Annotated in this window: 9 protein-coding genes; 8 read left to right on the forward strand and 1 reads right to left on the reverse strand. The window is 42.9% G+C overall.

What is annotated here, in order from left to right; genetic code table 11:
- Nucleotides 1-406: 406 nt before the first annotated feature.
- The 7 genes from KQI91_RS10125 (at nucleotide 407) to KQI91_RS10155 (ending at nucleotide 8,664) form a co-directional block, all read left to right on the forward strand.
- The gene (locus KQI91_RS10125) at nucleotides 407-1,708 is read left to right on the forward strand and encodes an amidohydrolase (RefSeq protein ID WP_253288525.1); all 1,302 of its coding nucleotides are present in this window, start codon (nucleotides 407-409) and stop codon (nucleotides 1,706-1,708) included.
- 103 nt (nucleotides 1,709-1,811) lie between these two features.
- Entirely contained in the window at nucleotides 1,812-2,909 is a 1,098-nt protein-coding gene (locus KQI91_RS10130; protein WP_216392663.1) for an ABC transporter ATP-binding protein, read from the forward strand.
- Nucleotides 2,906-3,760 (forward strand): ABC transporter permease, encoded by an 855-nt coding sequence (locus KQI91_RS10135; RefSeq protein WP_216392664.1) that lies wholly within the window; start codon nucleotides 2,906-2,908, stop codon nucleotides 3,758-3,760. The genes KQI91_RS10130 and KQI91_RS10135 overlap by 4 nt, the downstream gene beginning before the upstream one ends.
- A complete protein-coding gene (locus KQI91_RS10140; protein ID WP_216392665.1) occupies nucleotides 3,757-4,548 on the forward strand; it encodes an ABC transporter permease in 792 nt (263 codons plus the stop codon). The genes KQI91_RS10135 and KQI91_RS10140 overlap by 4 nt, the downstream gene beginning before the upstream one ends.
- 274 nt (nucleotides 4,549-4,822) lie before the next feature.
- Nucleotides 4,823-5,854 carry a polyamine ABC transporter substrate-binding protein gene (locus KQI91_RS10145; protein WP_216392666.1) on the forward strand — a complete coding sequence of 344 codons (1,032 nt, stop codon included), beginning with the start codon at nucleotides 4,823-4,825 and terminating at the stop codon, nucleotides 5,852-5,854.
- Between the two features lie 21 nt (nucleotides 5,855-5,875).
- A complete protein-coding gene (ptsP, locus tag KQI91_RS10150) occupies nucleotides 5,876-7,516 on the forward strand; it encodes a phosphoenolpyruvate--protein phosphotransferase (protein ID WP_216392667.1) in 1,641 nt (546 codons plus the stop codon).
- An 8-nt stretch (nucleotides 7,517-7,524) separates the two neighbouring features.
- Nucleotides 7,525-8,664 (forward strand): DUF362 domain-containing protein, encoded by a 1,140-nt coding sequence (locus KQI91_RS10155; protein WP_216392668.1) that lies wholly within the window; start codon nucleotides 7,525-7,527, stop codon nucleotides 8,662-8,664.
- Nucleotides 8,665-9,282: 618 nt separating this feature from the next.
- Here the strand turns inward: KQI91_RS10155 and KQI91_RS10160 are convergent.
- Nucleotides 9,283-10,152, reverse strand: coding sequence for a homocysteine S-methyltransferase family protein (locus KQI91_RS10160; protein ID WP_216392669.1), 870 nt, complete (start codon nucleotides 10,150-10,152; stop codon nucleotides 9,283-9,285).
- A gap of 364 nt (nucleotides 10,153-10,516) precedes the next feature.
- On the opposite strand from KQI91_RS10160, the gene KQI91_RS10165 reads away from it, so the two are divergent.
- The gene (locus KQI91_RS10165; RefSeq protein ID WP_253288526.1) at nucleotides 10,517-11,257 is read left to right on the forward strand and encodes a DUF3825 domain-containing protein; all 741 of its coding nucleotides are present in this window, start codon (nucleotides 10,517-10,519) and stop codon (nucleotides 11,255-11,257) included.
- The last annotated feature ends 143 nt before the right edge of the window (nucleotides 11,258-11,400 follow it).

Below are 11,400 nucleotides of genomic sequence, written 5' to 3' on the forward strand. Positions count from 1 at the left end.
AGCCATTTGTGAATCCTCCTTGGTAATTTTGTTTGTGGTGAACTTATTATACCTAAAGGGAGAGCATTTGGCTCTATTTATTTTTAATATTCAATTTACACCATTATACGGGCATAACCCTATTTTATGAAGATGTTGGCATCGGATATAAAAAAAGTTACTATTTCGATGCAATGTTCTTTGAAATTGGTTTAATTAGCATCGAGTATGAAAAAAAGAACAATTTCGATGTGAGTGTTGATTACGTTTTCTTTTTCAGTACTTGCATTGACTGAAATTTATGTTATTATAGGAGAATATGAATATAGTGTTTGTATAACGCATTAACTTGCCAAAGTGCTGCGAAAATCTGCGATAATCTATAATGGGAGTACCAGATAATAAGCAGCAGAAGGAGATGAGGCAGATGATAGATAAAACCGGACAGCGTATCCTGGATCGAATCGATGCACACAGAGATCAGATCATTGCATTTGCGGAGGATATCGCAACACATCCGGAACCTGGATATGAAGAAGTGCGCACTGCGCAAAAGGCGGCGGAATTTCTGAAAAGTCTGGGGTATGAAGTGACAGAGCACCTTGCACACACCGGGGTAAAGGGCAGTATGAAGCAAAAAAAGGGTCCCACGTTGACGGTGATCGGGGAATTGGATGCAATTGGATGCCATTCTCATCCGAAGGCAGATCCGACGACCGGTGTGGCGCATGCCTGTGGTCACCATGCACAGATGGCAGCAATGATCGGCTGTGCGATTGCAATGGCAGATCAGCAAGTGCAGAAATGCCTTGATGGAAATCTGAATTTTCTTGCAGTCCCGGCAGAAGAATACATTGATGCAGACAAACGTGCCAGATTAAGGAAGGAAGGCATCGAGTTCTGCTGTGGCAAAAGCGAGATGATCCGTACGGGTGTATTTGATGATACCGACATTGCTCTGACGACACACGTACACATGGTTCCGGTAGAAGAGGATTTTTATCTTGGTAATCCGGCATGTAACGGTTACAGTGCCGAGAGAGTGACGGTGCGTGGTAAAGCAGCACATGGAGCTATCGATCCCTGGAATGGGGTCAATGCACTGAGCATCACGACCAGTGCCATTCAGATGATGGGATTGATGAGAGAGACTTTTCGAGAGGAAGATCATGTGCGCCTCCATAATGTAATTCGTAAAGCAGGTGATGTGATCAACAGTGTGCCAGATGAAGCAGTTGTTGAGACAAAAGTCCGTGCAGCATCACTTGATAAGATTGAGGAGATCACAGAGATGATAAACCGGGCTTATGCCGGTTCAGCCTATGCATTTGGTGGGAAAATAGAACAGGAAAAGCTTCAGGGCTACATGCCGATCATTCCAAGAGCAGCAGACAGAGCACTGATTGAAGCTGCTGACGATCTGGGACTGGATTATCGTACAGTACAGAAGGGGGATTTCAATAATGCCTGTACAGATGTAGGAGATTTGAGCCACCTCGTTCCGGTTGTAAATTTTACATTTAAAGGATTTGAAGGGAAGCTTCACGGGGCAGATTTTCGGATTACAGATCCGGAAAAAGCCTATATCTTACCGGCAAAGCTTCTGGCACTGACGGCATACAAACTTCTTAAGGATGATGCACAGGAAGCAAAAGAAATTACAGAAAACTATACACCAGTATTTGATAAAGAAAGTTATATTCAGTATGTAAGGCATACAATTGAATAAGATCGTAACGGTTCACAGCAATAAAAAATTTACAATAGAATAATGTAAGGAGTTGCTGAAGGTGGTAATACGATAAAACAGCAGGAGGACAGACAGAAAACAAATGACAGAAAAATGTTTGGAATTAAAAAATATAAAAAAGTCTTTTACCGAGGATGAGGCTGTTTTGAAAGAAATCAGCCTCTCCATTGACAAAGGTGAATTTATTACACTTCTTGGTTCTTCCGGATGTGGAAAGACTACAACTCTGCGTATCATAGCGGGCCTTGAGACACCGGATTCCGGACAGGTGTTTCTGGAGGGAAAAGATGTGACATCTCTTCCGCCGGAAGCACGTGATGTAAATACTGTCTTTCAGAATTATGCATTGTTCCCGCATATGACAGTTGCCGATAACATTGGGTATGGTCTGAAACTGAAAAAGACACCAAAGGCAGAGATTAAAAAGCGTGTAACAGAAATGTTGGATCTGGTACAGCTTCCGGGTTATGAGAAACGAAAACCATCTGAACTTTCCGGTGGACAGAGACAGCGAGTGGCGATTGCCAGGTCATTGGTCAACAATCCGAAAGTCCTTCTTTTGGATGAGCCGCTGGGAGCACTGGATCTCCAGCTTCGCCGTGCAATGCAGCTGGAATTAAAGAAATTACAGAAAAAACTTGGAATTACTTTTATTTATATCACGCATGATCAGGAAGAGGCGATCAACATGTCTGACCGAATCGCTGTAATGAATCATGGAACATTTGAACAGATTGGAACTCCGGATGAGATCTATAACCATCCAAAGACCAGTTATGTGGCAACGTTTGTTGGAAATGCAAATATCCTGAAGGGAACTGCACAGGAAACTGATGGAGAAAACATCAAAGTTTCTCTTGCAAACAGCACGGTTTCTGTCACAGCCGAAGGGCGTAAGATTGCTCCGGGTACACCTGTAACACTGGCAGTACGCAGTGAGAATCTGATCTTTGATGAAAATTGTCAAAGTGGTCTTGAAGCAACGGTTATTGAGAAAAGCTTTGCAGGAGGACTTCTTCGTGTTGTTTTGAAACTTGCAGACGGTACAGAAGCAGTTGCAAACAGACATGGTATTGATGCTGGTGTGCAGCCGGGGCAGAAAGTTACCTGTCATTTTGAGGCAGAAAATGCAGTACTCGTTGATCTTCCATCTGAGGCAGAAAGCGGGGCAGATATATGAAAAAACATAAATCCGGTTCTGTCTGGATGATCCTGCCATTATACATTTTTACGATCATTTTTGTTGCAGGTCCACTGCTGTATATGGTGGCATTGAGCTTTGCACAGCCAAAAGCAGGACATGGTGTGGAATGGGCTTTTACTCTTGCAAACTATAAGAAAATTCTGGATCCGGTCTATATGAAGACATTTACAGGCTCTTTTCAGCTGGCAGTGACCAGTACGATCATTATCTGTCTGATCGGTTATCCGTTTGGTTATTTTATGGCAAAACTTTCTGATCAGTGGAAAAAACGTGCCATGATCTTTCTGATGTTGCCGTTCTGGGTCAATTCTCTGATCCGTCTGTATGGATGGATGATCATTTTGCAGACGAAAGGTCTTCTGAACCATGTGCTGAAGAGCCTTGGCCTGATCGAAAAGCCGCTGCGTATTCTGTACAGCTATCCGGCTATTGTGATTGGTATGACTTATGTGCTTCTGCCATTTATGATTCTTTCTGTATATTCCAGTGCAGAAAAACTGGACTGGTCGTTGGTAGAAGCTGCACGGGATCTTGGAGCAAGTCCGTTTAAGGCTTTCTGGACCGTTTCTTTTAAACTGACTTTACCTGGACTGTTGTCCGGTGTGATTCTGACATTTATTCCATCCATGGGACTGTTCTTTATTGCAGATATCCTTGGTGGAAATAAAATTGTCCTTGTCGGCAGTCTGATCCAGGAACAGATGACCAAAGGAAACAACTGGCCGTTTGCAGCAGCACTGGCGGTTGTCCTGATGATCCTTACAACACTGATGATCATGCTTTACCGCAAAGTAACAAATGCAAAGGAACTGGAGGGTGTAGGATGAAAAAAAAGAATTCAAAACTCTCAGGGTTTTATCTCGGATTGATTTTTGTACTGATGTATCTGCCGATTGCGGTAGTTATCGTATTTTCCTTTAATGAGTCGAAACTTCCTGTTCGATTTACAGGATTTTCCCTGAAATGGTATCAGGAACTGATTCATGACAGTGCTATGATCGAGGCACTTGGAAACAGCCTTTTTCTTGGAGTCGTAAGCTGTCTGGTATCTGCGGTGATCGGAACACTGGGAGCTGTAGGACTTTCCAGGATCCACTGGAAGACAAAAGGCATTCTGGAATATATTTCCATTTTGCCGCTGATGATCCCGGAGATTATTCTTGGCATGGTACTTATGGCATTCTTTTATATGATGAACCTGCCGTTTGGCATGCTGACATTGCTGATCGGTCATACAGTATTCTGTGTGCCATATATCCTGATGGAGGTTAAGGCGAGACTGGCGGGTATGGATCCGTCACTGGAGGAAGCTGCGAGAGATCTCGGGGCCGGTCCTTTCCGGGCATTCTGGGATATTATCCTGCCACTTATCATGCCGGCCGTACTGTCCGGTTCCCTTCTGGCATTTGCAATGTCCATGGATGATGTTGTGATCAGTATTTTTATCAATGGTCCTCGTCTGGCAACTTTGCCAATCAAAGTTTATACACAGATCAAAACTGGTGTTACACCGGAAGTAAATGCCCTTTGTACGATCATGCTGATATTTACACTGTTGATTCTTTTTATTTATACGATGGTCGGAAAACTGACAAAGAAAAAGACGAAGCAGTAAAAATGAAATGGGCGAACACAAAACAGGAATAAACTCTTTTCAATGAAGAAAAAGTAAGTTATACTTAATAGGGTATATTTAAGCTATTGTTTACAGGCAGTATCCCGCGAGGTGTTTTGTCATAAATATGACAAAATCCCGAGACATATGGGCAAAATGCTATCACCGAAGGTGATTTGGAATGCATTTTGACTAAATTGCTGTGAACGGAGTGAATAGCAATTTATGCTTCATGAAAAGGTTTATAATAGAGACAAGAAGAGGAGAGAAGACTATGAAAAAATTAGTAGTATGCGCATTATGTGCAGCAATGGTCATTCCGGCTATGAGCGTATCCGTAAGTGCGGATTCCAAGGAACTTGTACTTTACACATGGGAAAACATGTTCCCACAGGAAGTACTGGATGGTTTTGAAGAAGAAACTGGAATAAAAGTGGTATATTCCAATTTCGACACCGATGAAAACATGCTTGAGAAACTTTCCATGGCAAAAGGTGGAGATTATGATGTCGTTGTTGCAGATGATTATATTATCGAAACTGCGATTCAGGAAGGTCTTGTAGAAAAACTGGATACTTCCAAGCTGTCTGGATGGGATAACATCAATCCTTTGTATCAGGGACAGTTCTATGACCCGAACGATGAGTATACTGCACCATATGGTGCTGGTATTCCACTGATCGTATATGATCCGGATCTGGTAGATATTGATATTAAGGGTTATAATGATCTCTGGGATGAATCTCTTGAGGACAGCATCGCACTGACTGCAAACTATCGTGTTATCAACGGTATTACAAACCTTGCACTTGGTCAGGACTTTAATGATCAGGATACAGATGATATCGCAAAAACAGGTGAGAAGCTTCTGGAGCTTGCACCGAATGTTCGTCTGATTCAGGATGATAATACACAGGATTCTCTTCTGAATGGAGAAGCAAGTGTTGCATTCCTGTATACTTCACAGGTAACAGCAGCACTGCAGGAAAATCCGGACCTCAAAGTCGTATATCCGGAAGAGGGACTTGGATTTGGTGTTATGGGAATGTTTATTCCAAGTCAGGCACCGGATAAGGACGAGGCATATCAGTTTATGGATTATATCCTTCAGCCGGAAAATGCAGCAAAATGTTTCGATTATATCGGATACTACTGCACAAACAAAGCAGCAGATTCCCTGCTTGAGAATCAGGACCTTGTTGTACCGGATTCTGTAACAGAGGGATCAGCAGTAGAAAATATCAGCGCAGAAGCAGAAGAAGCTTACAATAAGAACTGGACAGAGTTCAAAGCAGCCTGCGACTGATAAAAATAAGGGGGAAGCAGGATGGAAATCTATAAAGGTATTGCTACCTTTTCAGGAATAGCCATCGGCAAAATACTGTATTACAGTAGAGGGGAGTACCAGATACGTCAGTGTCTGGTCAGTAACATCAAAAAAGAAATCAGTAATTTTCAGGAGGCCCGGCTTCAGGCAGTTCAGAAACTTCAGGAACTGTATGAAGCCAACAGGCTTCTGAATGAACAGGAAGCAGGAGTTTTTTTGAGACAGATCAAGCTCCTGGAATCCGAAAGCTATCAGAATGCAATTGAGAGCAGTATTTCCAATGAAAAAGTGAATGCTGCATATGCAGTTATGATCAACAGGGATGAACTGGTTGAGACATTCCGACACCTGGAAGAACCGGTTATCCGAAGAAGAATCAGTGATATGCAGGAGATTTCCAACCGTCTGATCCAGATTCTTGGTGGTGCGGCGATCCGTATCAATCTGGGAGATGAACCAGTGATCCTGGTTGCGGAGGCATTGTCTCCGACAGAGATCATGGAGATGGATAAGGACAAACTACTGGCAGTGGTCATGCATCATGGCTCTGCAGTATCTCATGCATCAATTATGGCGAAAACAATGGAAATTCCGACCCTGGTAGACATCGCGGCAGATGACGAATGGGACGGAACGACAGCAATCGTAGATGGCTATACAGGTACATTTTATCTTGATCCGGATGCGGAGATCCAGAGAGAATATGAGATTCGTCTGGAAGCGGACCGCAGGGAGAGAGAAGAGCTTCTGAAGCTGAAGGCTCAGAAGGATGAGACAAAGGACGGAAGACAGATCGGACTATATGCCAATATCGGCAATATGAGTGATCTGAGCAGTGTCCTTTTTTATGGGGCCAAAGGCATTGGCCTTCTGCGAAGCGAGTTTCAGTATCTCGGCAGGGAAAATTACCCGAGAGAAAACGAACTTTTCCGTGCATATAAAAAAGTAGCTGAGACGATGGGCGAGCGTCTTGCGGTCATTCGTACTGCAGATCTTGGGGCTGATAAACAGGCTCCGTATCTGGATATTCCGCAGGAGACCAATCCGATCATGGGCAACCGTGGTATTCGTCTCTGCCTTGACAGAAGAAGGATGTTCAAAGCACAGCTTCGTGCAATTTACCGGGCAAGTGCATATGGCAACCTGGCAATGATGTTTCCGATGATTGACTCTGAAGAAGAAATGGATGAGATTGAGCAGATCATACAGGAAGTAAAAGAGGGTCTGCAGGAAAAAGACATTCCATTCAGAGAAATTAAGATCGGAATCATGATTGAGACACCGGCGGCAGTGATGATCAGCCGGGAGCTTGCAAGACGTGTTGATTTTTTGAGTATTGGAACCAATGACCTGACACAGTATACACTTGCGATGGATCGTCAGAATCCACTTCTGAAAGATAAATATAATGATCACCATCCAGCAGTTTTACGCATGGTTCGTATGGTCGTGGATGCGGCACATCAGGAAAAGCGTAAAGTTGGCATTTGCGGAGAAATCGCAGCCGATACCGCATTGACCGGAAAGTTTCTGGATATGGGTGTGGATTTTCTTTCGGTGGTTCCGGCATGTGTGCTTACGGTCCGCAAAGCAATTCGTGAAACAGATCTTGGAGCAGCATCTGACTCTGTTGTTGAATGAGGATTATAATGAATAAAAAAAGCAAAGTTATTCTTCTTCCCTGTAATTCCTACAGGGAAGAACTTGTTTATGAGAATCTTGAAATCGGTCTGGAGCTTCTGGGCGGTATTGAGAATATTGTTAAAAAAGAGGAATCCATTCTGCTGAAGCCGAACCTTCTGAAAAAAGCAGAGGTTGATAAAGCGGTGATCACGCATCCGGTGGTTGTCGGGATGTTTGCCAGATTAATGAAGGAAAAAGGATATCAGGATCTGGCACTTGCAGATTCCTGCGGGAATGGAACAACTTCCAAAGTCATCCATGGAACGGGAATGGATACCTATCTGGAGAAATATGAAATTCCGGCAATTGATTATACAAAGGGTGTTCGCGTGGAAAATCCTGAGGGAATTCAGGCAAAGGAATTTATTCTTCCCAAAGAACTTCTGGAGAAGGATTGTGTGATTTCTTTGTGCAAGATGAAAACGCATGCATTGGAGCGTATTACCGGTGCGGTGAAGAACAGTTATGGATTTGTGTATGGATTTCATAAGGCGAAGGGGCATACTTTATATCCGAGTGCGGACAGTTTTGCGCGGATGCTGATTGATCTGAACCAATATGTGAAGCCACACCTGTATATTATGGATGGGATTGTTGCGATGGAGGGAAATGGTCCTGGATCCGGAGATCCGGCACCGATGAATGTGATACTGATGTCGCAGGATCCGGTTGCATTGGACAGCGTGTTCTGTAATCTGATTCATCTGAAGCCGGAGATGGTACCGACAAATTATCATGGCGAGAAGATGGGACTTGGCACATGGAAAACAGAAGAAATTGAGCTTGTTACGCCTTCCGGTCCGATTACGATGGAAGAAGCCGTGGCACAGTACGGTAATCCATATTTTGATGTGGATCGAAGAATTGCGCGATCCGGTATGTGGGAGCGTCTGGCAAAGGCTCTGAATATTTTTCAGAAGAAACCATATATTGAGGCGGGACGCTGTATCCGTTGCGGAATCTGTGTGAAGAGTTGTCCTGTACCGGATAAGGCTGTTGACTTTCGAAAAGGGAGAAAGAATCCTCCAGTGTACGATTATAAGAAATGTATCCGGTGTTTCTGCTGTCAGGAAATGTGCCCGGAGAAAGCAATTAAAGTGAAATGATTAAAAAGAAATGTTGAAGTGGAACGAAAGAAATATTGAAATAGAACATTTCTATCCAATTGAAAGCAAAATCTTGATGCCGCTTGTAGTGGAAAATGGGTGGGAAGGGCAACGAGATGGAATGATTTTTAGTAGCCGATGCCGATGCCTCTGGATTTGTGGAACAAAGCATCGAGAGGGAAAAAGTTATCTAGAGCGATGCCGATAACTACTGAAATTTATGAAATATTGCATCGGGATATTTATATCTACTATGTGCGATGCTAGGACCAGCTGAAACAAGTGAAATCAAGCATCGGATAGAAAAGAGCCCCATTTATCGAGGCAAAGCAATATGGATAATGTTGGAAGAAAGCATCGGAAAGTTGTATTTCTATAAATTGCTGTAAAAAGGCTGTTACATTATAGATGCTTGTACATCCATTCTGTAACAGCCAGGAGAGCAGAAGCGAATATCACAAAGTTCTGCTCTGGTGATTAAATTGACGCATATATCAGTTTGGGGAGAACATTTTATGTTTTGCGTAAACACAAAAACTAACATAAGACATGTCATTGGTTATTGAAAATAAGAATATGGAAATTATTCACTTTGACCGCCCCCAGGGTCGACTATTTCTATCTTATCACATCATGTACTGCTTTAATAAAAGCCGGGGTGGTGCCGCAGCATCCACCGACAACAGAAGCGCCGCTCTCAATCAGGGCTTTCATATGACGGGCAAAATCATCTGCATTCATGCTGTAGACTGCATTTCCCTTGTCATCAATGACTGGCATGCCTGCATTTGGTTTTGCGATGACCGGGATAGAAACATTTTCTTTAATGCTTCTTACGACAGATACAAGCTGATCCGGACCTACAGAACAATTGATACCTACCGCGTCTGCACCGGCTGCTTCCAGAGAAACAGCAGCTTCTACCGCATTACCGCCGCTGAAGATACTTCCGTCTGCTTCTACAGTCATGGTGCACATGATTGGAAGATCACATACAGAAGCTGCAGCATCAACAGCTGCAAGAGTTTCTTCAATATTAATCATAGTCTCAGCTGCAATCAGGTCAATACCAGCATCAGCCAGAATACGAATCTGTTCCTGATACATCTTGAAAGCATCTTCATAAGTATAATCACCGTCTGCTGTAATAAAAGATCCGGAAGTTGTGATATCACCGGCTACATAAACACCATTACCTGCAAGTTCTCTGGAATATCCGACCAGAGTACGGTTGATTTCTTCAATCTTATCTCTCAGTCCATGCTTTTCAAGGTTCATACAGTTTCCACCGAAAGTTGGAGCGTAGATTATCTGACTTCCTGCCTGGATGTAGGCACGCTGCAGATTCTGGATAATGTCCTTGTGTTCAATGACCCAGGTTTCTGTACAGATTCCTCTCGGCATACCGCTTGCCATCAGATTAGAACCGGTAGCACCGTCCAGAAGGAGTATGTTGTCTGTCAGTTTTCGAAATTCTTCTTTAGTCATATTAAGTTCGTTGCCTCCTTGATGAAAAAATAAATGTATAAGCAACTTACCTGTAAGCTCCGCATTTCTGTCGGAAAGTGCTTATTTCAGTTTTTTATTATAGCATGGAGTGGGGAGCAATGCTATAGTAAAATCACCGAGCTTGCTTCCCGGACCGAGCATATTTCAAAAACACGTTATTGTTTTATAGACAGTATTCCGTAAAAATCAACGAAAAGACACATTTCGACGGAACTCGAAATTGCACTGAAAGAGAAGTTGTGTTATTTTTAATGTATATTCTACACCGGCAGTTCTGTCGGATGATTTCCCAAATACAATATTATTATCAGTAATTTAATCAGGAAAACAGGAGGTAAAAAAATTGAATCTGTTTGAGTACACGTACTGCGGAAACTACAACCGGCAGATACAGAATCTTTCCAGGATCGTTCCGGAGAAATGGAGCTTTGATGGTTCGGATGATAATGGAATCCTCAAGGGATATCTGGAGCATACATTTCAGAGAGTTTATGAAGAAGGAAAAATACTGGAAACAGAAGAATATGCGATTTTTAATACAGGATTGTTTAATCTGTACTATCAGCCTGTATATGCGTACTTTGTTCCAAACTTGGTACCGGACAGGCAGCGGTGGTTTCTGGAAGGATTTTATACAGAATATCATTTGCTGAAATCAGGAATCGTCAATCTTCCGACGCGGGCGGAATATGTCAGAGATCCCGCAGAGCTTATGTTTGATACCAGCCTGGATATCATTCCACAATACGAGCATATTTTTGAGGAAACAGAAAACAATCTGCGTCTGCCTGAAACAATCCGAAGCAGTGTGATGAAAGTGCAGCTTTTTGATGGTGCCCTGCAGCAGACCAGGCGGATGCTGAAAGCGGATTATCGTACTGCAATTCCGCAGTATTACAATCATAGCATTCAATTTTTGATTCCGGTATGTCTGCAGAATCCGGCAAAGGCAGATCTGGCACTTGCATGTGTCAGGACTGAAGATGGAGGAAAATATCTGGGCAGGACATGCCTGACACTTCGAATGGCTTATCACAATGCACGTTTGCTTGCAAAAATCCACAGCAGCTGGCTGCATCCGTAAAAAATCTGTTGTATTTCTAAAAAGCGTTAAGTTTTACGTGAAGTTCCCGATAGCTGCAAACTAATCTATTGCAAGGTAAATTCCCGAAAAACAGGAGTTTATCGAGAAATAATTGTAGTACGTTGATAAAAATAGTATAATAA

The sequence above is a fragment of the Blautia sp. MSJ-19 genome (assembly GCF_018918125.1).
In the GTDB taxonomy this organism is placed as follows: domain Bacteria; phylum Bacillota; class Clostridia; order Lachnospirales; family Lachnospiraceae; genus Blautia_A.

Excerpts from the sequence above, each read along its gene's own strand:
- ptsP (WP_216392667.1), top strand. The coding sequence starts at position 5,876 with ATGGAAATCTATAAAGGTATTGCTACCTTTTCAGGAATAGCCATCGGC.
- KQI91_RS10145 (WP_216392666.1), top strand. The coding sequence starts at position 4,823 with ATGAAAAAATTAGTAGTATGCGCATTATGTGCAGCAATGGTCATTCCG.
- KQI91_RS10155 (WP_216392668.1), top strand. The coding sequence starts at position 7,525 with ATGAATAAAAAAAGCAAAGTTATTCTTCTTCCCTGTAATTCCTACAGG.
- KQI91_RS10160 (WP_216392669.1), bottom strand. The coding sequence starts at position 10,152 with ATGACTAAAGAAGAATTTCGAAAACTGACAGACAACATACTCCTTCTG.
- KQI91_RS10125 (WP_253288525.1), top strand. The coding sequence starts at position 407 with ATGATAGATAAAACCGGACAGCGTATCCTGGATCGAATCGATGCACAC.
- KQI91_RS10140 (WP_216392665.1), top strand. The coding sequence starts at position 3,757 with ATGAAAAAAAAGAATTCAAAACTCTCAGGGTTTTATCTCGGATTGATT.
- KQI91_RS10135 (WP_216392664.1), top strand. The coding sequence starts at position 2,906 with ATGAAAAAACATAAATCCGGTTCTGTCTGGATGATCCTGCCATTATAC.
- KQI91_RS10130 (WP_216392663.1), top strand. The coding sequence starts at position 1,812 with ATGACAGAAAAATGTTTGGAATTAAAAAATATAAAAAAGTCTTTTACC.